This is a genomic window from Pseudomonas sp. GW821-FHT09C09 (assembly GCF_059418105.1).
On record NZ_JBWKPF010000006.1, the window covers coordinates 269,744 to 296,037 of the forward strand.

At 63.5% G+C, this 26,294-nt stretch carries 9 protein-coding genes; 6 read left to right on the plus strand and 3 right to left on the minus strand.

Features of this window, described 5'->3' with window-relative positions:
- The 6 genes from AC07NR_RS20760 to AC07NR_RS20785 are packed head-to-tail and all read left to right on the plus strand — an operon-like array spanning window position 1 to window position 23,968.
- On the plus strand, window positions 1–9,000 hold the full coding sequence (locus AC07NR_RS20760) for an amino acid adenylation domain-containing protein (RefSeq protein ID WP_495079334.1): 9,000 nt from the start codon (window positions 1–3) through the stop codon (window positions 8,998–9,000).
- Window positions 8,997–13,109, plus strand: coding sequence for a non-ribosomal peptide synthetase (locus tag AC07NR_RS20765; protein ID WP_495079335.1), 4,113 nt, complete (start codon window positions 8,997–8,999; stop codon window positions 13,107–13,109). The genes AC07NR_RS20760 and AC07NR_RS20765 overlap by 4 nt, the downstream gene beginning before the upstream one ends.
- Complete coding sequence (locus AC07NR_RS20770) at window positions 13,106–22,201, plus strand: amino acid adenylation domain-containing protein (protein WP_495079393.1); 9,096 nt, start codon at window positions 13,106–13,108, stop codon at window positions 22,199–22,201. Before AC07NR_RS20765 ends, AC07NR_RS20770 begins: the two co-directional genes overlap by 4 nt.
- Window positions 22,198–22,881: a hypothetical protein gene (locus AC07NR_RS20775; protein ID WP_495079336.1), complete on the plus strand. Its 684-nt coding sequence runs from the start codon at window positions 22,198–22,200 to the stop codon at window positions 22,879–22,881. The genes AC07NR_RS20770 and AC07NR_RS20775 overlap by 4 nt, the downstream gene beginning before the upstream one ends.
- On the plus strand, window positions 22,878–23,084 hold the full coding sequence (locus AC07NR_RS20780; RefSeq protein ID WP_495079337.1) for an MbtH family protein: 207 nt from the start codon (window positions 22,878–22,880) through the stop codon (window positions 23,082–23,084). The genes AC07NR_RS20775 and AC07NR_RS20780 overlap by 4 nt, the downstream gene beginning before the upstream one ends.
- Before the next feature lie 14 nt (window positions 23,085–23,098).
- Complete coding sequence (locus AC07NR_RS20785) at window positions 23,099–23,968, plus strand: TauD/TfdA dioxygenase family protein (RefSeq protein ID WP_495079338.1); 870 nt, start codon at window positions 23,099–23,101, stop codon at window positions 23,966–23,968.
- Between the two features lie 34 nt (window positions 23,969–24,002).
- On the opposite strand, the gene AC07NR_RS20790 is transcribed toward AC07NR_RS20785, so the two are convergent.
- Genes AC07NR_RS20790 through AC07NR_RS20800 form a run of 3 tightly spaced genes read right to left on the minus strand, consistent with a single transcriptional unit; the run spans window position 24,003 to window position 26,249 of the window.
- Window positions 24,003–24,692, minus strand: coding sequence for a hypothetical protein (locus tag AC07NR_RS20790; protein WP_495079339.1), 690 nt, complete (start codon window positions 24,690–24,692; stop codon window positions 24,003–24,005).
- Window positions 24,661–25,695, minus strand: a complete 1,035-nt coding sequence (locus AC07NR_RS20795; protein ID WP_495079340.1) for a GSCFA domain-containing protein — start codon at window positions 25,693–25,695, stop codon at window positions 24,661–24,663. The genes AC07NR_RS20790 and AC07NR_RS20795 overlap by 32 nt, the downstream gene beginning before the upstream one ends.
- Before the next feature lie 38 nt (window positions 25,696–25,733).
- Window positions 25,734–26,249 carry a GNAT family N-acetyltransferase gene (locus AC07NR_RS20800; RefSeq protein WP_495079341.1) on the minus strand — a complete coding sequence of 172 codons (516 nt, stop codon included), beginning with the start codon at window positions 26,247–26,249 and terminating at the stop codon, window positions 25,734–25,736.
- Window positions 26,250–26,294 lie beyond the last annotated feature (45 nt).

The following is a 26,294-nucleotide window of genomic DNA, read 5'->3' on the forward strand; positions in this document are numbered from 1 at the left end:
ATGCTCGACAACACTTCCTTGCGTGGGACGAATCCCGCGCAGCCCGACGTTTCATCCTCGATTCCGTTCGACACCGATCTGTGTGTGCACGGTCTGTTCGAAGCGCAGGTGCTGCGCAACCCCGAGGCCATTGCCGTCCGTTGGCAGGAAGAGGCGCTCAGCTACCGCGATCTCAATATCCGCGCCAACCGCCTGGCCCATCACCTGCGCAGCCTCGGGGTCGGGCCGGACGTGCGGGTGGGGATTTGTCTTGAGCGCTCGCTGGAGATGCTGGTGGGTGTGCTCGCGGTGCTCAAGGCCGGCGGCGCTTATGTGCCGCTGGACCCGGCGTATCCGCAAGCGCGGCTGGCGCACATGCTGGCCGACAGCGCGCCGCCGGTGGTGTTGACCCACGGTCAGGCGCGGCATGTCCTGATGACTGCGCTCGAACAATCGACCACGGTGCTCGATCTGGGCGATTCAACGCATTGGGCTTCACAGTCAACCGAGAATCCTGATCCCTGCGCGACAGGCCTGACACCCCGACACCTGGCCTACTTGATCTACACCTCGGGTTCTACCGGCACCCCGAAAGGCGTGATGGTCGAGCATCGCGGGCTGATCGCCGTGAGCGCTGCCTGGGCGCAACTCTATGCCTTGGGCGAGCCGATCAATCATCTGCAGATGGCCGGGTTTTCCTTCGACGTATTCAGCGCCGATCTGATTCGTGCGCTGGGGTTTGGCGGCACGCTGGTGCTGTGCCCTCGGGACACTTTGATGGACCCGCCGGCCCTGTATCGCCTGATGCGCGATGCGCAGATCGGCTTTGCCGACTTCGTCCCGGCGCTGCTCAATCCCTTGCTGGCCTGGGTCGAAGAGACCGGCCAGGACTTGTCATTCCTGCGCACCGTGGTCTGCGGCTCGGACATCTGGACTGCCCATAGCGCCCGGCAACTACGCAGGCTGTGCGGTGAGCGGGTGCAGATCGTCCAGGCCTATGGCGTGACCGAAGCGAGCATCGACAGCACCTGTTTCGAGTTCACCGAAGGCAGTCAGGTCGACGCGGTGTTGCCCATCGGCCGGTCACTGCCCAATACCCGGATTTACCTGCTCGACGAACAAGGCGAGCCCGTTGCCGAGGGTGTCGCGGGCGAGTTGTACATCGGTGGCGTCGGCGTGGCGCGGGGTTATCTGAACCTGCCGCAACTCACTGCCGAGCGTTTTATCGACAACCCGTTCGTGGCGGGTGAACGCCTTTACCGCACCGGAGATCTGGCGCGTTATCGGGCTGACGGCCAACTGGAATTCCTCGGCCGCAACGATTCCCAGGCCAAGTTGCGTGGCTTGCGTCTGGAGCTGGGGGAAATCGAAACCCGGCTGGCAGACATTGCAGGCGTGCGTGAAAGCGTGGTGCTGCTGCGTCAGGACGGCCTCGGTGAGCCTCGACTGGTTGCTTATTACTGCGAAAAACCGGGCACAACGCTAAGTCCGCGTTCCCTGCGTGAACAGCTGAAAATCAGCCTGCCGGACTACATGGTGCCGACGGCATTTGTGCGTCTCGATGCGCTGCCGCTGACCGCCAACGGCAAGGTCGATCGGCCCGGTTTGCCGGCGCCAAACGTTGAGGCGTTCGATCAGCAGGAATACCAGGCGCCGCAGGGTTCGCTGGAAACCGAGCTCGCCGCGATCTGGGCCGAAGTGCTCGGTGTCGAGCGAGTGGGGCGTGAGGATCAGTTCTTTGCCCTCGGCGGTCACTCGCTGCTGGTGATGCGTGTGCTGGCGCAGGTTCGCCATGCGCTGGGGCTGGAAGTCGCGCCTTCGACGCTGTTTGCCGCCCCCGTTCTGAAACAGTTCGCCGAACGACTGCAAGCCAGTCAGGCTGCGGCTCGTCCTGCCATCACGGCCCTTGAACGGACGGGCGCGCAAACGTTGTCGTCTGCCCAGCAGCGACTGTGGTTTCTGGCGCAAATGGAGGGTGGCAACGCGGCGTATCACATGCCGTTGAACCTGCGATTGCGCGGTTTGCTGGATGTGCCGGCGCTCGAACGCAGCTTCAATCAACTGGTGGCGCGGCATGAGGCGCTGCGTACCACTTTCATCGCTGTTGAAGGGGAAGGGCGGCAGCAGGTTTCACCGCCCGCGCACAGCCTTCGACTGACCGTAACCGATCTGCAAGGGCCCGATGCTCAAAAGCGTCTTACTCGATTGATCGACGAGGAGGGCGCCCGGCCGTTCGACCTGAGCCGGGGCCCGCTGATGCGTGTATGCCTGGCGCGGTTGGCGCCGGACGACCATGTGTTGCTGCTGACCCAGCACCACATCATCTCCGATGGCTGGTCGATGGGCGTGCTCACTCGTGAGTTGGGGCAACTCTACGAAGTGGCGTTGCAGGATCGCGACGATCCGCTGCCGCCATTGCCCGTGCAGTACGTGGATTACGCCGTGTGGCAGAAGCAATGGCTGACCGGTGAAGTGCTGGAACAGCAAAACCGCTATTGGCGCGAAACCCTCACGGGAGCGCCGGTGGTGCTGCAATTGCCGACGGATCACAAGCGGCCTCCCGTGCAAGACTACCTCGGTGGTTTTGTCCCGCTGGTCTTCGACGAAGCCTTGACCACGCGCCTGAAAGCCTTGGGCATGCAACAAGGCACCACGCTGTTCATGAATTTGCTGGCCGGTTTTTCGCTGCTGTTGTCGCGCCTGTCGGGGCAGGACGATGTTGTGATCGGTGTGCCATCGGCCAACCGTCCGCAACAGGAGCTGGAAGGGCTGATCGGCTTCTTCGTCAACACCCTGGCCCTGCGCATGACCCGGTCGGGTTCGCCGTCGGTGGCGCAATGGCTGCAACAGGCGCGCCGGGTCGCGTTGGGGGCTCAGGAACATCAGGACCTGCCGTTCGAGCAAGTGGTGGAATTGCTCAACCCGCCGCGTAGTCTGGCCCACAGTCCGCTGTTCCAGGTGCTGTTTGCCTGGGAGCAGGATCAGGATTCCGATCTGCTGTTGACCGGGCTCGACGTCACGCCGGTCGAAAGCAGCCATCACGTGGCCAAGTTCGATCTGCAACTGGCGCTTCATGAGCGCGACGGACAGATCATCGGTGGTCTGGAGTACGCCTCGGGCCTGTTCGAACGCGGCACCGTCGAGCAGTTCGGCGAGTACCTGCGCCGGGTGCTGACGCAGATGGTCGAGGACAGCGAGCAGTCGCTGGCCGGGATCAAACTGCTGAGCGCCGAACAACACCAGCAGATCGTTCATGACTGGAACCGTACCGCACGGGATACGTCATCGCTGCCCGGTTGCGTGGCGCGTTTCGAAACCCTCGCCCGGCAAACGCCTGATGCCGTGGCACTGCTCGCCGACCGTGAACAACTGACCTACGGCGAACTGAATCGCGCCGCCAACCGCCTCGCGCATTACCTGATCGAACAGGGCATCGGCCCCGAGCATTGTGTCGGCCTGTGCCTGGAGCGTTCGCCGCAAATGGTCATCGGCCTGCTGGCGATCCTCAAGGCCGGCGCGGCGTATGTGCCGTTCGACCCGGCTTACCCGAGCGAACGTCTGGCGTTCATGTTCGGCGATGCCGCGCCGACCATGCTGCTGACGCAATCGAGTCTGATGGCCGGGCTGCCGGCGAACGATGCGCAGATCTGCTGCCTGGACACTGACGCATCGCAATGGGCACAACACCCGACTGATGATCCGCAAGTCAGGGTGAGCCCGGAAAACCTCGGCTACGTGCTCTACACCTCCGGCTCAACCGGGCGACCTAAAGGCGTCGCCCACAACCGTCGCGCGCTGGACAACCTGATTACCTGGCAACTCGATCAAGCGGCGACACCGCAGCGCGTGCTGCAATTCGCCTCGCTGAACTTCGACGTTTCGTTCCAGGAAATCTGCAGCACCCTCTGCCAGGGCGGCAGCCTGTTGCTGATGACCGAAGACAGCCGCAAGGACCTCGCCGCGCTGCGCCCGACCCTGGTGGCCGAAAGCGTGCAGCGGGCGTTCCTGCCGTTCGCCGTGTTGCAGCAACTCGCCGGCCTGACCGAAGCCGATGCACCGATGCCGGCCGGCGGTTGCGAGATCATCACCGCCGGTGAAGCCCTGCAAATCAATGACGAGCTGCGCAGTTTTATCCGTGGGCTCGGCGGCGCGCAGTTGCACAACCAGTACGGCCCGACCGAAACCCATGTAGTCAGCCAGTTCAGCCTTGACTGCAATCAGGCTGAATCTTGGCCGGACGCGCCGCCCATTGGCCGCCCCATCGCCAATGCGCGGCTCTACGTGCTGGACGAATATTTGAATCCGGTGCCGGTCGGCGTGGCGGGCGAGTTGTACATTGCTGGCGCGTGTCTGGCCCGGGGTTACCTGAACCGCCCGGACCTGACCGCCGAACGCTTCCTGCCGGACCCGTTCAGTGACGAACCGGGCGCGCGGATGTACCGCAGCGGCGACCTCGCGAAGTTCCAGGCCGACGGCAACGTGCAGTACCTGGGACGCATCGACCAACAGGTGAAACTGCGCGGCTTCCGTATCGAGCTGGGTGAGATCGACAGCCTGTTGCATCAACAACCCGGCGTGCAGGAAGCCGCCGTGCTGTTGCGTGAAGACGTGGCCGGGGACAAGCGTCTGGTGGCCTATGTGGTCGGCTCCGCGACCTGTGAATCCTTGCGTGCCGAACTGCAACGCCAGTTGCCCGAACACATGATCCCGAGTGCCTGGGTCCGGCTTTCGCAATTGCCGCTGACCCGCAACGGCAAACTCGACCGACAGGCGCTGCCGGCACCGGAACGCAGCGCCGGGGCGACTTACGAGGCGCCGCGCAACGACATCGAACGGCAAATGGCCGAGATCTGGGCCGAGGTGCTCAAGTGCGAGCGGGTCGGCATCCACGACAACTTCTTCGACCTCGGCGGCCACTCGCTGCTGGCGACGCGGATGATCTACGCGATCAATCAGCGCATGGGCGCGCAACTGTCCCTGAGCAGCCTGTTTCAGACCCCGGTGTTGAGGGATCTGGCGGCGCAGGTTTCGCGTGAAGAGCAGAGCGTAGAACCGGCGTTCATCCAGATCGAGCCGGATCGCGGCAATCGGCATGAACCCTTCCCGCTGACTGATATCCAGCAGGCCTACTGGTTCGGTCGCGAGGCCACGGTCAGCCTCGGCGGCGTCAGTGCCCACGGCTACGAAGAACTGCGCATTCCCGGGTTCGACGCCGAGCGTTTCGAGCAAGCGCTGAACCGCATGATCCTGCGCCACGACATGCTGCGCGTGGTGTTCCTCAGCGACGGCACGCAACAGGTGCTGGCGCAGGTGCCGACCTATCGCATGCTCCGCAGCGATCTGCGCGGTTTGCCCGCCGAAGAGGCGCAGTGCACGCTGGAAGCCACCCGCGAACGCCAGTCCCATCAGGTGCTGGACGCCAGTCGCTGGCCGCTGTTCGAGTTCAGCCTGTCGCTGCTCGATGACGGCATCACCCATTTGCACATCAGCCTCGATGCGCTGATCGTCGATGCCGCGAGCACGCAGATTCTCGCCCGCGAACTCATGGCGTTCTACGTCGATCCGACCCTGGAATTGGCGGAACCGGGCCTGACTTTCCGCGACTACGTATTGGCCGAACAGCAACTGCGCAACGGTCGCCGCTACGAGCAGGCGCTGGGCTACTGGCGTGAACGGGTGACCACTCTGGCCCCGGCGCCGGACCTGCCGCTGGTGCGCCAACCTGAAAGCATTGCCAATCCGCACTTCACCCGCCGCGACCGCGACATGTCGGCGGTGCAGTGGGCGCAACTCAAAGCCGTGGCCAAGCAGTTTGCGGTGACGCCGTCGGTGATGCTGCTGACGGCCTTTAGCGAAGTGTTGGCGCTGTGGAGCCGCACGCCGCGTTTCACCTTGAGCCTGCCACTGTTCAACCGCATGCCGTTGCACCCGGATGTCGACGAAATCATCGGTGACTTCACCTCGCTGGTGCTGCTGGAAGTCGGCATCGACGGGGCGCTGAGCTTCACCGACAAGGCCCGCGCCGTGCAGGCGCAGCTGTGGCGCGACATCGACCATTCGGTGGTCAGCGGCGTGCGGGTGCTGCGTGAATTGTCCCAGGCCCGGGGCGTGCAGCAGACGGCGATGCCGATTGTGTTCAACAGCACGCTGTCGGAAGCGGCGCCGGAACTCGCCGAGTTCAACCTGGCTGACGCGTTGAACGCCAAGCACATGCACAGCATCACCCAGACCCCGCAGGTGTGGCTCGACCACACGTTGCTGGAGCTGGAAGGACGGCTGTTGTTCAACTGGGACAGCATCGACGAACTGTTCCCGCAAGGCATGATCGAGCAGATGTTCGTTGCCTATAACACGTTGCTCGACAGCCTCTGCGAGCCGGCGGCCTGGGGCGCCAACACGCCACAACTGCTGCCGCAGGCGCGGTTGCCGGCACCGGTCGACATTCAGCAAACGCTGCCGTTGATGCACGAACTGTTCGAACGTCAGGCCCTCGCCACGCCAGATGCAATGGCGGTAATCGGCGCGCGACAACTGACTTATGCCCAGTTGCGTTTTGAGGCCCGGCAACTCGGCGCCCGCCTGCAAACGCAGGGTGTGCTGCCGAACCGATTGGTCGCGGTGGTGATGGAGCGCGGCTGGGAACAAGTGGTGGCAACGTTGGCGATTCTGTACGCCGGCGGCGCTTATCTGCCCATCGAGCCAACCCAGCCAGCGGAACGGCTGCGGCATATTCTGGAACGGGCCGAGGCGAGCCTGGCCCTGACCCAACCGACGCTGCTCGACAAAGTCGAATGGCCGGCGCAGGTCACGCCCATTGCCGTGACCGATGCAGTCTCAAACGACGCATTGCCATTGCAACCGGTGCAGGTGAACGAAAACGACCTCGCTTACGTGATCTACACCTCCGGCTCCACCGGTCAGCCGAAGGGCGTGGTGATTGACCATCGCGGTGCGGTCAACACCTTGCTCGACATCAACCGGCGTTTTGCCGTCGGGCCGAATGATCGGGTGTTGGCGATCTCCTCGCTGAGTTTCGACCTGTCGGTCTATGACTTCTTCGGCACCCTCGCCGTGGGCGCGGCGGTGGTCATTCTCGACCCGCAACTGACCCTCGATCCGGCGCACTGGCTTGCATTGATCAAGCGTCATCAGGTCAGCCTGTGGAACTCGGTGCCGGCGCTGCTCGGCATGCTGGTCGAGTACGTGGAGGGCGAGGGCGGCGCGTTGCCCGCGAGCCTGCGGGTGGCGATGTTGTCCGGCGACTGGATTCCGTTGACCCTGCCCGAGCGGGCCTGGGCCTTGCAGCCGGAAATGCAGTTGATCAGTCTGGGCGGCGCCACCGAAGCGTCGATCTGGTCGATCTATTATCCGGTGAAGCACGTCGATCCGGCCTGGCGTAGCATTCCCTACGGCAAGGCCCTCGATCATCAGCGCTTCTACGTGCTGGACGAAGCGCTGCAAGTGCGCCCGACCTGGGTCGCAGGGCAGCTGTACATCGGCGGCATCGGCCTGGCCAAGGGTTACTGGCGCGATGAAAAACTCAGCGCGGGTAGCTTCTTCCACCATCCATTGACTGGCGAATGGCTGTATCGCACCGGCGACCTGGGCCGCTTGCTGCCCGACGGCAACATCGAATTCCTCGGTCGCGAAGACAATCAGGTCAAGGTCCAGGGCTATCGCATCGAGCTGGGCGAGATCGAAGCCGCGCTCAATCGCCATCCTGGCGTGCAGAGCGCGGTGGTGCGCATCCTCGGCAGCACGCTGGGCGAAAAGCGTCTGGCGGGTTATGTGCTCAAGGCCGACCCGGCGTTGCAGGCCAGCGACTTCACCGACTACCTGACGGACAAGCTGCCGGCGTACATGATTCCGTCGTCATTCACCTTCGTCGAAGCCTGGCCGTTGTCCTCCAACGGCAAGGTCGACAAGAAACGTCTGCCGGAACCGGAGCAAATCGAGGAACAAGGCCCGGCGCTGGAAGTCGATGGCCCGCAGGAACAGCGGCTGGTGGAAATCGTGCAGGGCGTGCTCAAGCGCGAGTCCATTGCCGCCAATGCCAACCTGCTGAACCTCGGCGCGACCTCGATCGATATCGTCAGGATCAGCAACGCCTTGTCCGGCGCCTTGCAGTTCCGCCCGCATGTGGCCCAGTTGCTGGCCCAGCCGACGTTGCTGCATCTGCTCGGTATGTACCGCCAGAACCGGGCCCGTCAGGAATTGCTCGGCAACGTCCAGCCGACACCGGAGACCCCGCAGGACATCATCGAAGATCCACAGCAACGGGCACAGTTCAAGGCTGAGCAACGCGGTCGCCGTGTCTTCACTCAAGCCTTGTCGGAGGTGGCACTGGACTTGCCGCAAGACCCGGCCTTCGCCCGGCGTTTAAGTGATTACCGCTCGGTGCGCCAGTTCGGCGCGCAGCCGATTGCGACCCAGGCGTTCGCGCATTTGTTGGCCGCACTGGCCCAGGGGCAACTCGACGGTGAGGTGAAATACCAGTTCCCGTCGGCGGGCGGGTTGTACCCGATTCAGGCGTACCTCTACGTCAAACCGGATCGCGTGCTCGGTGTGCCCGGCAGCGCGTATTACTACGATCCGCGCCAGCATCGTTTGCTGGCGCTCCAGAGCGGATTGCTCGACCCGGACACCTACGACTATTTCGTCAATCGCCCGGTGTACGAGAACGCCGCGTTCTCACTGTTTTTCATCGCCGACATGGCCGCGATCCGCCCGTTGTACGGCGAGCGCAGCCGTGACTTCTGCCACATCGAAAGCGGCGCGATGGCGCAATTGCTGAGCATGACCGCCGTCGAGCACGGCCTGGGTCTGTGCGGGATCGGCTCGGTCGAGGAGCAGCAACTGACGACGCTGTTCGATCTCGGGTCGAGTCATGAATTGATCTACTCGATGATCGGCGGCCTGCGCACGGCCGATGAACAACACCGCGCGCCGGTCGAGGCGTTTGCCATCGAGCCTGTGACCGCAAGCCTGGACGACGAAGACATGGAGGAGTTCGAAGTATGAATGCCGATCAATTGCTGGCGTTGTTCGCTCGCCATGGCGTGGTGCTCGAGGTGGACGGTGACAGGTTGCGCTGCAAGGCGCCGCGCGGGTTTCTCACCGAAGAACTGACCGCGGCGCTCAAGCTTCACAAGCAGGAACTGATTGCGTTGCTGGGTGGCGGTGATGACGCAGTGATTCCCCGCCGTGCCGGCGCACACGCGTCCTGGCCGTTGTCGTTCTCGCAGCGGCAACTGTGGTTTCTCGATCAACTGGAACCCGGCAACCCGTTCTACAACGTGCCCACGGCGGTGACGCTGAAGGGGCGACTGGACGTGGCGCTGCTGGAGCAGGCACTGAACGAACTGGTTGCCCGCCACGAAGCCCTGCGCACGACGTTTTGCAGTGTGGATGGCGAGCCACGTCAGGTCGTGCACCCGTCGATGCCGCTGTCGTTGTCGGTGACGGACCTGCGCCAGTTGCCGGCCGCAGAGCGTGAGCAGCAAGTGCGATTCGCCGTCGAACAGGACGCCCGGGCACCGTTCGATCTGGCCACCGGGCCATTGCTGCGCGCGTCTTTGTTACGTGTGGCGGACGACGAATACCTGTGGCTGTACAGCGTGCATCACATCATCGCCGACGGTTGGTCGATGGGCGTGATCCTGCAGGAAGTCGCGACGCTGTACGGCGATTATCTGCGTGGTGAGACCTCGACGCTTGCGCCGTTGCCGGTGCAATACGCCGACTACGCCTGCTGGCAGCAACAGCGTGTCGGCGGTGCGGCGCTGGATGCTCAGCTCGATTACTGGCGTCGCACCCTGGACGACGCGCCACTGTTGTCGACCCTGCCCGCCGACCGGCCGCGACCGTTGGTGCAGCGTTATGTCGGTGCCACATTCAGTTCCTCTGTCGATGGCGGCACTCTGCGCGAACTCACGGCGCTGGCCCGGCAGACCCAGGGCACGCTGTTCAACGTATTGCTGGGGGCGCTGGCAGTACTGTTGTGGCGCCGCAGCGGTCAGCAGGATCTGTGCATCGGCACGCCGTTCGCCAACCGCAATCGGCCGGAAGTCGAGCCGCTGATCGGCCATTTCGTCAACACGCTGGTGTTGCGTCAGCGCCTGAATCCGCAGCAGACCTTCGCCGAACTGCTGCGCGACGTGCGTGGCCAGATGCTCGACGTCCACGCCCACCAGGACGTGCCGTTCGACCGTGTGGTCGAAGCCGTCAACCCGCAGCGCGATCCCGGGCATTCGCCGCTGTTCCAGGTGATGCTGGTGCTGCAGAACACCCCCGGCAGTGGCGTACAGATGCCCGATCTGGAACTGACGCCGTACGGCACCAGCAGCGCCACGGCCAAGTTTGACCTGGCGTTTGAATGGGTCGAGCGGGAAGGGCGGCTGGACTTGCTGGTGGAATACAACACTGACCTTTATGACATCGCGACCATCGAACGCCTGAGCGGGCATTACCGTCACCTGCTCGAACAGATCGCCGCCGACGCCAAGCAAGCGATCAATGCCTTGCCGTTGATGAACGAGGCCGAGCGTCAGCGGGTGCTGGTCGACTTCAACCGCACAATGCCGCTGTCGCAACCGGCGCAATGCGTGCATCAGTTGGTCGAAGCGCAGGCCGCGAGCAACCCTCAGGCCTGCGCGGTGGTGTTTGAAGGCGAGTCACTGAGTTACGCCGAACTCAATGCCCGGGCCAACCGACTGGCGCGGCACTTGCGCACGCTGGGCGTCGGCCCGGACGTGCGCGTGGCGGTGTGCATCGAGCGTTCGCTGGAACTGCCGGTGGCGTTGCTGGCAGTGCTCAAGGCCGGTGGCGCCTATGTGCCGCTGGACCCGGATTATCCGCTGGGGCGCCTGAGCCACATGCTCGGCGACAGCACGCCGGCGGTGCTGCTGACCCTCGGCTCGGCGCACGGGATTTTGCGTCAGGCTGTACAAGGTTCGACCTGGGAAGCGCCGATTCTCGACCTCGAAAAAGATGTCTCGAGCTGGGCGGCGTTGTCTTCCGACAATCTCGATCCGCGCCATGTCGGCGTTACCCCCGACCATCTCGCCTACGTGATCTACACCTCGGGCACTACCGGGTTGCCGAAGGGCGCGATGGTCGCCCACCGTGGTCTGAGCAACCTGCTGCTGTGGTGTTTGCAGGTCTGTGGCGAAGCGGGAGCGATGCTGCACAAGATCCCGTTCGGTTTCGATGCCTCGGCGTGGGAGACATTCTGGCCGTTGGCAACCGGCGGGCGTCTGATCATTGCGAAGCCCGGTGGGCATTACGAACCGGCGTATCTGGCCCGCGAGGTGCGCGAGCAGCAGGTCACGGCGCTGGTGTTCGTGCCGGCGATGTTGCAGCTGTTTCTGGAAGTCGAAGAGGTCAGTCTGTGTACATCGCTGACCGATGTATTCAGCGGCGGCGGTGAATTGCCGCCAGCCCTGGCCCGGCGTTTTCAGGAGCGCCTGCCCCACGCGCGGTTGCACAACGTCTACGGCCCGACCGAAACCACGGTGATCAACAGCATCTGGACCCTGGAACCAGGCGCCGAGGTGCCGGCCCGGCAACTGCCGATCGGTCGGCCGATTTCCAACAACCGTTTTTACGTACTCGATGACCGCGACGAGCCGGTGCCGGTGGGTGTCACCGGGCAATTGCACATTGGCGGCGTCGGCGTGGCCCGGGGGTATCTGGGGCTGGCGCAGCTCAGTGCCGAGCGTTTTATCGACAATCCATTCGTGGCGGGGGATCGCCTCTATCGCAGCGGCGATCTGGCGCGTTATCGCCCGGATGGCCAACTGGAGTTTCTCGGGCGCAACGACTTTCAGGTCAAATTGCGCGGCGTGCGTCTGGAGCTGGGTGAGATCGAAACCCGGCTCGAAGCGTTTCCCGGCATTCGCAGCGCTGTGGTGCTGATGGTCGGCGAGGCGGCGCAGGATCAGCGGCTGGTGGCCTGTTGTGTGGTCGCCGAGTCGATGGATGAAGCGGCGGTGCAGGCCCATCTGGCGACGACACTGCCTCGTGCGGTTGTCCCGGGCAGTTATCTGTGGCTCGATGCCTTGCCGCTGACCGCCAATGGCAAAGTCGATCGCGCTGCGCTGACGGCGTTGGCGGATGAGGAAATGGTCAATCGTCAGGTCAACCTGAGCAGCCCGCGCGATCACATCGAGCTGACGCTGTACCAGATCTGGAAACGCCTCCTGCTGGTGCCGCAGATCGGCATTCGCGACAACTTCTTCAACGTCGGCGGCACTTCCATCGCCGCGATCAAGATGGCCCATGAAATCAGCCAGGTGTTCGCGGTTGATATGCCGGTACGCGTGGTGCTCAGCTACCCGACCATTGAAGCGCTGGGCGGCTGGCTGCGGGTCGGGGCGAACCCGGCGGTGGCGCAGGGCAATCTGATCGAGTTCCGCCGTGGCGCGGGGCAGAGCAATGTGGTGTGCATTCACCCGGCGGGCGGTACGGCGTTCTGTTATCTGTCGCTGGCCAAGGTGTTGCCGGACGAGGCCGGTGTTTACGGCGTGCAATCGCCGGGGCTGAATCCAGGGGAGAGTACCGAGCCGACGGTTGAAGCGATGGCCGAAGCGTATCTGCGATTGATCGAACCGCTGACGACGCAACCACTGATTCTCACCGGGCTGTCGTTCGGTGGCCTGGTGGCTTATGAAATGGCGCGGTTGCTGACGGCGGCCGGGCATCGTCAGGTGACCGTGGTGTTGCTCGATACCCAAGGCAGCGATGATCCGGGTTTCCGCGAACAGATCGGCACCGTGGACATGGCCGAGTTCCGCGACAAACTGGTGCGCTTCAACGGCATGTACCCCGGCATCGAAGACGCGCAAGTCGAGCGCTATTTCCACATCTATAACCACAACCGGCTGGCCATGGCCGCCTATGAGTGCGCGCCACGTGCCGGTCGCGTGGTGTTGATTCAGGCGCGGGAAGACTTCAGCCGCCATCAGTTGCATGAACTGCGCGGCTTCTGGCGTCGCCGCTCCGGTAGCGGCTATCTGGCGAAACTGGTCAGCGGCGGGCACTGGGACATGCTGGAAAGCGCGGAAATCCATCGGGTCTCGCAGATCATCCGGCAGGAGCTGCAATGCTTCGCCGCGCAGGAGGCGAAATGATGAGTGCGCCCAATGACCTGACGTTGCTCGCGCGCTTTGCTGGGCAAGTGCAGCGCAATCCAAAAGCTGCGGCCGTCATCGACGGCTCGGTAACCCTGACCTACGCGGAACTGGCCAGCGCCAGCGAGCGTATCGCCCGAGGGTTGCTGGCACACGGCGTCGAGCCTGGTCAGTCGCTGGCATTGTGCATGCCACGTTGCTGGCAATGGCTGGCGGCGATTCTCGGCGCATTGAAAATCGGCGCCGTGGTCGTGCCGCTGGACCGTACCAGTCCGCTCAAACGTCGGGAGTTGATGCTGGCGGATGCGGCGTGCGTGGGGTTGATTACCCTGGACGAAGAACCTCAGTGGTCGCCTTCATTGTGGCAGTCCAGCGTCGAGGCCTTGCTCGACCAGCCGGACACTCCGTCGCAAGCGCTGACCGCAGAGTTCTCCGAGGTGATGTTCCTGTTCTACACCTCGGGCACCACCGGCATTCCGAAAGCTGTGGAAGTCGGCGAGCGTGGTCTGTTGCGTCTGGCGCACACCGACAGCTATATCGAGATTCGTCCAGCGGACCGGTTTGCCTGCCTGTCCAACCCGGCGTTCGACGCGTGCAGTTTCGAGCTGTGGGCACCGCTGCTAAACGGCGGTTGCTGCGTGATGATCGCCGACGAAGACGTGCTGGATGCCCGGCGTCTGGCCGAGGTGCTGGAGCGGACGCAGGTCGACAACCTGTTCATGACGGTGTCGTTGTTCAACACCTTGATTGCCGAGTGGCCGTCGTGCTTTGCCAGCGCTCGTCAGGTGTTGATCGGCGGCGAACAGATCAGCGCTGCGGCGGTTCGTGCATGGTATCGGGCCAATCCAGAGAGCCAGTGCCGGATTCATAACGTCTATGGCCCCACCGAATGCACCACGTTCGCCCTGTGCTGGCCGATCAACCGCGACTTTACCGGAGACCTGGCGCCCATTGGCCGAGCGCTGCCGGATACCGGCGTGCAGGTGCTGGATGAACAGCAACGGCCGGTGCCGGCGGGAGAGGTAGGCGAGCTGTATCTGAGTGGCAGCGGTGTTGCCCGTGGCTACCGTAACCGGCCCGAAGAAACCGCCCGCCAGTTCGTCCGTTTGCCCGACCTCGACGGTGGCGCGCACGTCCATTACCGCACCGGCGATCTGGTGCGCTGCAACGCCGAAGGCTTGATTGAGTGTCTGGGTCGGGTCGACCGTCAGGTGAAGATTCGCGGCTTCCGCATCGAACCGGGGGAGGTGGAGCAACGGATCCTGGAGCATCCGGGCGTGACGCAGGTGTACGTCTGCACCCGGCGTCAGGCGGCGGAGGACCATCAGCTGCTGGCGTTCATCGTGCCGCGCGGGGAGCTGGACTATCACGCCTTCGAAGCCCATTTGCGGGCGCAACTGGCGCCATACATGCGACCGCATCAGTTGTTCCTGCTGGAGCGCCTGCCGCTGACGGCCAATGGCAAGATCGATCGCGACAGCTTGCTGGGGCAACCGCTGAGTCCATGGCATCCAGCTTCCGTGGCCATGGAAAACGACAACGCTTCACCGGCGCTGGACTGGTTGCTGAGTCAGGCCCGTTCGCTGCTCGGCCAACCGGGCTTGAGTGCGCAGGACGACTGGCTGGGCAGTGGTGGTGATTCGCTCAAGGCCATGCGTCTGCGTTCGGCGATTCGTAACCGTTGGCAGCGCGAGATCCCCCTCGACACGTTGCTCAACGAGTCTTTCTCATCATTGGCCGGACAACTGCTGGGTGAGCGTGGCGATTCGATATATCCCCCTGCGCCCGGGATCAGTCCCGTCGTACGCTTGCCAGCCACCGCCGAACAGCGCCGCCTGTGGTTGTTGCAGCAACGCACGCCGACCTCGACCGCTTACAGCGTGCCGCTGATTCTGCATCTGGCGGCCGGTGTCGAGGTCGCGGCACTGGGCGAGGCCGTGGACCGTCTGGTGAAGCGCCATCCTGGTTTGCGCACGGCATTCGCATCGGGTGCCGAGGGTCTTGATCAGGTGATCGTCGAGCAAGGTTCGGCCTGCCGCACCTTCGCCGTCGGGCACTTTACCGAGGACAACTGGCAGGCCTTTGCGGAGCTGGTGTTCGGCACGCCGTTCGACCTGTCCACACCGAACCCGTTTCAGGCGTGGCTGTTGCCGTTCGCCGATGGCAGCTGTCGGCTGCTGCTGAATCTGCATCACATCATCGTCGATGGCTGGTCGGTGAACCTGCTGTTCGACGACCTGAAGCAGCTCTACACCGACGCTGTGCAAGGTCGCGAAAGCCCTGAATCGGAAGCCCGTCTGACGACGCTGGAATTTGGCCAGTGGCAGCGGCAGTGGGGCGTCGATCCGCATTACCGCAACCAGCGGCGAGCCCTGGCCGAGTTGCATCGTCATCGGGAAGAACCGTCACCCGCATTGATGCCGATGCGCCCGGTCAGCCCGGACGCGAGGTTGCACCACGAACCCCTGGGCGCGGTGCGCAGTGCAGCCCTTGAACGGTTCTGCACGCAGCAGCGGCTGACCCGTTTCGAAGTGCTGTTCAGTGTCTTCGCCTGGAGTCTTTACGCCCTGACCGGATGCGAGCGGCCCCGGATCGCCAGCCCGGTGGCCAACCGGCCGCTGGCGGAGTTCGAGGACAGCGTCGGCATGTTTGCCAACACCGTGCTGATTCCCGCCGCCGTAAACCACACAGTGACCTTGAGCGAACAGCTGCATCAACAGACCGCCACCGTGCGCGAGGTGCTGGCGTTGCAGGACGTGGCACTGGCGGATCTGGTCGAAGACCTGCGGTTGTCGTCGAGTACCGCGCTGTTCGATTTCATGTTCGTGCTGGAAAACACTGATTACGCGGCACTGGCTGACTCCAGTCTGCGCGCGACCCTTGAGTTCAACGAACACCTGCACGCCAAGTGTCCGCTGACCTTGTTGATGGTGGGCAGCGGTTCGCAGCTGGAGTGCTGGTGGGAATATCAGTGCAGCTATTTCGATGCCGGACAGATGAGCACGGTGAATGCGTTGTTCCACCGTGGTCTGGACCTGTTGCTGGAAAATCCGACGGCGACGCTCGACAGTCTGCTGGGGCCTTATCGACATGCTCTGGCCCCGGCCAGTGAAGGGCCGAAGGGTGAGCTGCCGTTCAACACCCTGGCGGACTGGTTCGAGCATCAGGTGCATTGCACGCCGGATGCGGTTGCGTTGGTGCAAGGTCAGCGTCAACTCACTTATAGCGAGCTGAATGGATTGGCCGACGCTCTGGCCGCTGACTTGATCGAGCATCATCCATTGCCTCTCGGTAGCGCGCCGCTGCATGTCGTGCTGTTTCTCGATGCCTCGGTCGAGCACATCGTCGCCTTGCTGGCGCTGGCCAAACTCAACCTGACGGCCGTGCCGCTGGATCCCGCTTACCCGATGGCGATCCAGCGTCAGGTGTTGGAACAGGCAAAGCCTCATTGTGTGCTGCTCAGCGACACGACGACGGCCGCGCTCGATGCTCTCAATGCCGGACGATTCGCCACGCATCGGGTCGATCTGCACGTCGATGCCGAAGCGTTCGAGCGTCTACGCCACGCCGGTGAGCGACCGCTGTACACGCTGTTCACCTCCGGCTCGACCGGCACGCCCAAAGGTGTGCAAGTGCCGGAACGCACCCTGTGCAACCTGCTGCAATGGCAGCGCACGGAAGGGCAGTTGCCGGCGAAAGCGGTAACCCTGCAGTTCTCCATGCTGTCGTTCGATGTGTCCTTTCAGGAGATTTTCAGCACCCTGTGCGGGGGCGGCTGCTATCACCTGATCACGCCGCGCTGGCGTCAGGATGCCGAGGCGCTGCTGGATTACATGGTCGAGGCGCGGATTGAGCGGTTGTTCCTGCCGTACGTGGCGTTGCAGCATCTGGCGCAAACCGCTGTGGCCCGAGGGATTTACCCGTCGGCATTGCGCGAGGTGATCACCGCCGGGGAGCAATTGCTCTGTACCGACGCGCTGCGCAACTGGTTTGGCGGCATGCCGCAGGCTTCGTTGTTCAATCACTACGGCCCGACCGAAACCCATGTGGTCAGTGCCTTGCGTCTGCCTCCGCAGCCCCGTGACTGGCCGTTGCGGGCGCCGATTGGCCATGCCGTGGGCAATGCCCGGTTGCTGTTGGTCGATGAGCACGACCGCCCGGTGCCGAGCGGTTGCCGTGGCTATCTGTTGGTGGCGGGGCCGATGGTTACCCGATGTTATCTGGCTGACGCTGATCTGAATGCCAAGCGGTTTGTAGAGCTGCCAGAGGGCCGCTTGTTCTATCGCACCGGCGATCTGGCGTGGGCCGATGCCCAGGGCTGCCTGCATTATCTGGGACGTGACGACCAGCAGATCAAACTCAGCGGTCATCGTCTGGAGCTGGGGCAGATCGAAGCGGCGCTGATGCAGGTGCCGGAAGTGGTCAACGCGGTGGTGGCGGTTCAGAGCGATCCGCCGCGCCTGATCGCCTGGCTGCAACTCGATGGCGAGCCTGCCACGTCGCAAGAGCTGGATCGTCAAGTCGCGAAACGGCTGCCGGCCCATGTGCGAATCGATGAGTATCGGCGGATCAACGTCTGGCCTCGCACCCCAAGCGGCAAGATCGACCGCAAGGCCTTGCCGAATGTGGGCGAGGCGTTGGAGCGTCGCAGCACGCCACAACCGGTTGTTCAGTTGAGCGCACTGGAACGGCAACTGAGCGAGCTGTTCCGGGATGTGATCGGCCGTGAAATCGAACCGGAACAGACCTTCTTCGAGGCCGGCGCCACCAGTCTCGGGCTGATGCGTTTGCATGGTCGTTACGCCGAAGCGCTGCCGCACAAGGTGACAATGGCCGACCTGTTCGAGCACGTCACGATACGGCGTCTGGCGGCGCATCTGTCGACGGCTTCGGTGGCAGCAGTGGAGCGTGTCCGGCAAACCGATGCAGGTCACCAGCCGATGGCGATCATCGGCATGTCGGTCAATGTGGCCGGGGCGCAGAACCTGTCCGAGTTCTGGGCGATGGTGCAGGGGAATGGGCTGGGCATCGAACACTTTGATGCGAGCGAAGGTCTGGTCGGCGCCCGCAGCCAACTGGCCGGCATGCTCGATTTCGATCCCGAGTACTTCGGCATCAGCCGCCAGGAAGCGCGCCTGATGGATCCGCAACAGCGGCATCTGCTGATGGGGTGCGTGCAGGCCCTGCAACACGCGGCCATCGTTCCGTCGGCGGACGGTCCGCGCATCGGCCTGATCGCCAGTTGCGGCGAAACCACCTACTTCCAGCAGCTGCTGCGCGACACCGCTGAAGGCGATCTGCCGGATGGCTTCCAGATGGCGCTGCATCACGACAAGGACTTTCTGACGACCAAGGCCGCGTATCACCTGGACCTCAATGGCCCGGCCCTGAGCGTGCAGGCAGCGTGCGGCAGCTCGCTGATCGCCGTGCACCTGGCCAGTTCGATGCTGCGTCAGGGCGACAGTGACGTGATGCTGGCTGCCGGTGTGCTGATCGATCCGACCCTGACCGATGGTTACCGACATCGCTCGCAGCACATCTTTTCCGCCGATGGCCTGTGCCGCCCGTTCAGTGACGACGCCAGCGGCACCATCGGCGCCAGCGGTTATGGCGTGGTGGTGCTCAAGCCATTGGCCAGTGCGCGGGCGGATGGCGACCGGATCTACGCGTTGCTCGAAGGCTCTGCACTGAACAACGATGGCCGGGCCAAAATGAGCTACACCGCGCCGTCGGTGGCCGGGCAGAGCGCGGTCATCAGCGATGCCTTGAGCCGCGCCGGACTGACTGGCGCTGACATCGGCTACATCGAAGCCCATGGCACCGGCACCTTGCTCGGCGATCCGATTGAGGTCGCGGCGTTGACCAAGGCCTTCGGCGAGGCGCCGGCCGGCAGTTGCGCGCTGGCCTCGGTGAAGAGCCAGATCGGCCATCTCGGCGCGGCGGCGGGGGTGGTGGGGCTGATCCGCGCCAGTCTGGCGGTGTTCCATGGCGTGCTGCCGCCGAACCTCGGGTTTGGCCGGATCAACCCGCAGATCGATCTGGAGCATTCACCGTTCTACGTGCCCACCACGTCCCGACCATGGCCGGAAGGGCGGCGGCGTCTGGCGGGTGTCAGCAGTTTCGGGATCGGTGGCACCAACGCTCATGTGATTGTCGGCGCCGCACCCAAGACGCAGGACGTGACCGAGGAAACGCTGCCACTGCTGATGATCTCGGCTCACAGCCGAGCGGAACTGCTGCGCGATATCGCGGCGATTCGCGAACACCTGCAAACGCATCCGGAACAGCAGACTGCATTGCTGCGGCATTTGCAGTCAGGTCGCAGACAACTGCGCTGGCGCTTTGCGATGGTTTGCCAGCCGGGTGAAGAAATTCCTTTGCAGCCGGCAACGATCAAGGAAATCTCCACGTCGGCTGCACAACTGATCGCCCGTGATCATTCAGCGCAGGTATTGCTGGAGGCCTGGTACGAAGGCGCCCATATCCAGTGGCCGCAGCGCTCGGCACCGCCGCCCTGGGATTTGCAGCCGTCGTCTTTTGATCTCCAGACCTATCGGTTTCAACCTGCTGGCGAAATCGCTGTCCCTGTTTCCGCAGGTATCGAGCGGCAACCTCTGGCGCAGTGGTTTCATCAGCGGCAGTGGGTGCGTGTCCAACGCCTGAACGCAAAGGTAACGAGCGGCGCACGAGAAACGCTGATCCTTTTCAGTCATGAAGCACCCGGCGCGACGTTGCTGGAACATCTGCGAACGGTATATCGACGCGTGGTTCAAGTGCGCGCGGGCAATGGTTTCAAGCATCTCGGCGCAGATCGTTTCGAACTGGATCCGCTGGACACCGAAGCTCTGAATCGTTTGCTCACCGAGGTCACAGAACCTGAAACCGGCGAACTCGACTGGCTGCACACCTTGCCGCTGGCGGTGTCAGGCGTGGTCAACGAGCAATCGCTGGATCTGGCGCAGTGGGCCTGTCTGGACACGATCAGTGCGCTGATGCAGGCCTGGGGGCAAACCGCACGCACGACGCGTCTGCGCCTGTGGCTGATGTCGTGGCAGGCGTGTCCGGTGGACGGCGAGGTCCGACGTCCCGAGTTGGCGGCACTGGCCGGGATCAGCGAAGTGGTGCCGCAGGAATACCCGGTGCGATGCCACTGGCTGGACTGGCCGTCGTCGCACCTTGATGCGCAGGCCGCAGAGCTGGCGGCGCTGCTCGGCGATCCGGCCGCGCTGCCTCGGCGGATGGCGGTGCGCGACGGTTACCTGTGGCAGCCACGGTTGATCGCTCAGCCATTGCCGGGTCCGACCACGACTTCCAGCCTGCTGCCGGAGGACGGTACGTTTCTGGTGCTGGGCGGCACTGGCGGGATTGGTCGAACCCTTTGCGAACATCTGTTGCAAGCGCCCGGGCGGCGTGTGGTGTTGCTCTCGCGTCAGGGGCAGTTGCCTGCAAGTCTCGCAGCTTATTCGCCGCGAATCGATTGCCTTCAGGCGGACATCGCGGACCTGTCGCGCTGGCCGCAGGTACTCGATCAACTGGCCCGACGCTACGGTCAACTGACCGGGGTGATTCATGCGGCGGGTGTCGGTGCCGGCAGTCTGATTCGCCATCGGGATGCCCGGCAGATGGCCGAGGCGATGGCCGCCAAGACTCGCGGCATGCTGGCGGTCGAAAGCCTGATCGAACAGCTTTCGCCGGGCTTCGTCCTGTACTGCTCGTCGATGTCGGCGTTGTTCGGCGGCGCGGGTCATCTGGATTATTCGGCAGCCAGCGGTGTGCTCGACGGCTTCGCGCATTACCGGTCGGATTCGGCCAATGCTTGCCTGCGCCTGGGGATCAACTGGGACATCTGGCGTGACGTCGGCATGGCCACGACCAGCAATGGCGGAGACGCTGCGCATCAGGAGCATCTGACGGTCGGCTTGTCGGCCGAAGAGGGTTGTCGGGTGTTCGATCTGGCGATGGCGAGGCAGTTGCCGCAACTGCTGGTTTCCACCACCGGCATCGATACGGCGCGGCGCTTCTATCCGGTTCGCCATGGCGCCGTGGCCGCGCCGGTCGCAGTGCCGAAGGGCGTGGAGATTTCCGTGCGACTGCGTGAGTGCCTGTGCAAATGGCTCGGCGTGGCTGAGCTTGAGGACGACGATTCGCTGTACGACCTGGGCGCGGATTCGCTGACCTTGCTGGACCTGATCGATGAACTGCAAGCCGCCACCGGCGAGGTGTTCCAGCTGTCGCAGTTCAGCCACAAGGTCAGCCTGAGCGAGGTGGTGGGGCTGGTGGCAGATTCCACGGCAGAGGCTTCAACGGACGCGCCACACAGCTGGAACGACGCGGTGCGGATCGACCAATGGCATGCCGGCGCCGGGCGCGAGTGGCTGTATCTGATTCATCCGGTGGGCGGTGATGTTCAGGCTTACCGGGAACTGGTTTCGGCGTTGCCTGCGGATCTTGGCGTGTGCGTGATTGCGGATCCTGCGTTGCGTGTGCCGGCGCTACCGAACATCAGCATTGTCGAGCGGGCCCAGTTGTATCTGCAGGCGATCAAGGCCCATCTCCCAGACGGTTGCGCCTGGCGTCTGGCAGGTTGGTCGTTCGGGGCCTGGGTAGCGCAGGCGCTGTGTCAGCAGGCCCAGGCTGACGGCTTCAGGCAACCGCTGCTGTACCTGATCGACCCACCCGCGCCGGATGCCGGTGCGGAACTGGCCGGCATCGACGAGCGGACCATCGAACAGGTATTCCAACGTGAGTTTGCCCAGCGCTGGCCTGACGTCGAAGGGCAGGCGATGTCCGAGGAACGTCAGGCTTATTTGCAGCGGCTGACGGTGTGCTGCCGCAATAACATGGCCAGCATGGTCGACTTCCAGCCTCCAGCGCTGAGCAACACACGGGTGCAGATGTTTATCGCGGGGCACGCCAACCCTTATGGGCTGGGCAACGCCTGGAACATGAATGACCTGCAACGCAACTGGCAGGCCTTGCTGCCGCAGTTGCAGAGCTGGCAGCAACTGGACACCGACCACTACGGCATCGTGGCGGGCCCTTGGGCGCGGATGCTGGCCGAGGTCATTGGCACGGAGGGGCCGTCGATATGAATGAGCCGATCTTGATGCCTCGGTGGTTGCCGACCTTGGTGCAGGTGCTGTGCGAAAAGCAGCCCGATGTCTTGCCTCAAGGGATTTACAGGTTCGAGGACACGCAGTCGCTTCGTCCGATTCATCGTTGGCAAGCCGATGTTGTCGTGCCGATGTTGTGCGAGGCATTGCCGAAACACCGGCCGGCGCTGCTCGCATTGCAAAGCCTGCATCAACGGGCGGCCCTCGGTTTGTCCGGGCGTCAGGGCGAGTGGCGGGCCACCCTCAAACCGGTGCTACTGGCGCTGTATCGACGGGCCTATGCCTATGACGCGGCGTACGCCCAGGCCCATGCCAGTGCGATGACTTACGGCCTCGCGCCGAGCAACACCGCGATGATCGCCGAGCACTTCGGCGATGCCGAAGCGTTCGCGGTGTATTACGCGCAACTGAATACCGACGCCAGCGCCACTGCGTTCGCTCAGGCCCATGCCACCGCCAATGTTGAAATCTCGTCCCGGGCCTTCGCGGCTGACGACGCGGATGCGTATGCGCAGGTTTGCGCAGCGTCGGCGCGGGTTTACGTCTGGGCCTGTGCGAAGACCGACGAGGAGCGGCGTGCGCTGTTCAACCATCTCGCACAAGGGCTGATCCGGCACCTGGCAGCGCTGCAATCCCGTTCAACAGGAGAAACGACATGAATGACGCACAGCAGCAATTCGATGTGGTGATCAACGCTCAGGGTCAGTATTCCCTGTGGCCGGCGTGCAAGCCGATGGCCAGCGGCTGGAATGCGGCCGGGATGCGCGGTGAACGTCAGGTCTGTCTGGATTACATCAATGAGCACTGGATCGACATGCGCCCGCGTTCTCTGCGCGAGCAGTCATCGGTGTCGTTCCAATAAAAAGGTGAGGAAACATGGATCAGTTGGCACTCAAGGCAATCGAGCGCATCGCCGCAGAAAAACGTGCGCCGTATCAGCGCATCACGGTCGACCGGATCACACCGATCATCGGTGCCGAAATCGGCGGCGTCGATCTTTCGCAACCGCTGGATGACGCTCAGCTCGCGGAAATCCGTCGGGCCTTTCTCGAGAACCACGTGCTGGTGTTTCGCAATCAGCATCTGACGGTCGAGGAGCACAAGGCGTTTGGTCGGCTGTTCGGCGAATTGCGGGCGTTGCCGGTGGAGGATATCGACGGCGATGACCCGGAACTGGTGGTGATCCGCGCCAATGCGCAATCGCGCTACGTGGCCGGCGAAACCTGGCACACCGACGGCACGGCCGACCTGGCGCCGTCCATGGGGTCGATGCTGTACGTCAAGGAAACCCCGGCCATCGGCACGGGCGGCGATACGCTGTTCGCCAACATGCACCTGGCGATCGAAATGCTCTCGCCGACGATGCAGCAGTTTCTGGGCGAGTTGACGGCGATTCATGACGGTGCGATCCCGTGGAAAGGTTACGAAGCGCCGGCGAATCTGCCCAAGACCGAACACCCGGTGGTGGTTCGTCACCCGGAAACCGGGCGCAAGTCGCTGTTCGTCAATTCCGGGTTCACGTCGCACATCGTGCAGTTGTCCGGAGGCGAAAGTCAGGTGCTGTTGAACATGCTGTTCGACCTGGTGGCTCGGGAACCGTCCCTCAGTTGCCGCGTTCGCTGGGCGCCGAACACGCTGGTGTTCTGGGACAACCGCTGCACCCAGCACCACGCGATCTGGGATTACTTCCCGCATTCGCGTTATGGCGAGCGGGTGACGATTCTCGGGACGCAGCCCAAGGCTTGAAAACATCAGAGGGAGCCATGCGCTCCCTCTTTTTCTAAATGCCGCGACGAATCAGTTGCTCGACGATCAACTCACCGAACGCCAGATTGCCGTGCAGCGGGTCATCCACTTCGCAGAACGCTTCACGCTGAAATCCCTGCCCATCGTTCGCTGCCTCGCGCACGTCGATCAGCTCGACGCCAAGCCCTTGCAGGCGTTCGATCAGCAATGACTGCGCGGCCATGAACACGCGCGGGTCGGACAGCTCCGGCACCCGTTGTGGCGGTAGCACGGCGAACACTTTGAGGTTCAGCGCCAGGGCCTGTTCATAGAAGGCCAGGGCGGGGCGGGACAGGGTGTCGATGACCGTCTCGAACAGCGGCCCGGCGAGAAAACCGTCGTCGAACTCACCGTGCGCATTCTGGTAACAGGTCCAGTTCGGGGCGGTGGCGAGGTAGTGCAGGCTCAGGCCGATCGTGCTCACCAGCGGCACGCCGACCTTCGCCAGTTGCTGGGCTTCCAGCGTGTCGAGGGCCTGGCGGTACAGTCGATCCATTTCCGCATCCCGAAAGACCACGTCATGACGGCTCAACTGGAAGAAGTCGACGGCGAAGTCCCGACCGGTTCCCAGCGGGCCGCCACCGAAAGGCAGCTCACGGGCCTGCGCCGCCTTGCCGATGACGCCGGCATGGGAGTCGCCCAGCAGCAGAAACCTAGGCGTAGTAATCGAGTACGGCGTCTTCACAGACAAGATCCTCGCTGGACACGCTGGTGGAAGGGGTCGGCGCCTGCACCGACTGGACGGCTTCAAGTCCGGCAAAGAATTGCTGCATCACAAACGCCACGCCCTCTGGTGTGACTTCCCGCTGGTTGGGCTGGTAGAACGCGCCCTTGAACGGCGTGCCGGTGATGATTTCGTAGGACGGGAAATAGTCGACGTCGGGCAGGTCTTCACACAACTGCCCGGCGACGGCGCGCAGGACCGATTTGGAGTAGGTCGTGGCGCTCAGCACATGTTGCCCGGTGGCGGTTGCCGTCAGGGGCACCGGTGAAACGGTGAGCAGCAGGCGCAGTTGCGGGTTGATCGAACGCATCAGTTCCAGTGCCCTGACCATGTCGCCGTAAGTGTCCATGAAGCCGAAGTTGCAGAACCGGTGGAGCAACGGATCGAAAGTGCCGCGCACGGTGCCGGGGCACACGGGATAGACCAGACCGGTCTCGCGATGTTGCCAGGCTTCGGTCAAACCGAGGGTGAACACAAACACCTTGGCCCGGCGCAGCGCTTCACGGATGGCGTCCAGGGTAGCTTCGCGCGACTCGAACAACGCCTGCTCGCTGGCAAATCCGTCAGGCTCCACGGCAGGGCGGAACGGGTCGAAGAAACGCCCGTCATGCACCCAGGTTTCATCCGGCGAAGCGCTCACGCCCAGCGCCCATTCAAGCCACTGGCACAACATCGCCGGGGTATACAGATTGCCGGTGCGGAAGGAAAACACCCCGTAGTTGTGGGCTTTCCAGTCGGCTTCGGGCAACGCGTCCGGGGCGGGTTCCGCGTCCAGCCAGTGCATGCCGCGTTCCACCAGCGCGCGGCCGATGTGCTGGGCGAAACAGGAGCCGGCGGTGACGATGGCATCCTTGTTGCCGATCTCGAATTGCGGGGTCCACAGTTCACCGATGTCCGGCGCGGACTTGTCGGCGACGGCCGTACGCCAGAAAGCGCGGGGTGGCAGGCATTGATAGGGATTCACGACGAGAGGCCTCCTTGGCGAGTCGTTGAGCGCAAGGCTCAGCGGATTTGATAGTGGTAGATCAGATCGTCGAACCAACGATCACCGATCTGGTAGGCCTGCGGCACACGACGTGCGAACACAAAGCCGCATTTCTCCAACACCTTGCAGGACGCGATATTGCCATCGGTCACGGTCGACTCCAGTGAGTCCAGCCCGATGTCGGCGGCGTAGTCGATGATCGCTTTTCGCGACTCGGTGCCGAAGCCTTTGCCCTGATGCTCCGGCAACAGCAGGCAACCCACCTCGGCATGCCCCGGCGACAGAATGCGAAAACCGGTCACGCCCAGCTCATGCCCGCTGGCCCTGTCGGTCACCACCAGACACAACCAATGCTCCGATTGCGGCCCCCAATCCGGGAGTCGGTGTTCGAAGCCTTGGCGAACCTGCTCCTCGGCAATATCGCCGAAGACGAACTGCATGGTCTGCGGCTCGGAATGCAGCCTGAGAAACAGAGGCCAGTCCGACTCGACCATCGTGCGCAGGTCCAGTCGTTGCGTGGTGAGCTCGAGCATCCGCTGCTCCTTGCAAAGATGGAAAAGGGAGAGCGTTTTTTACTT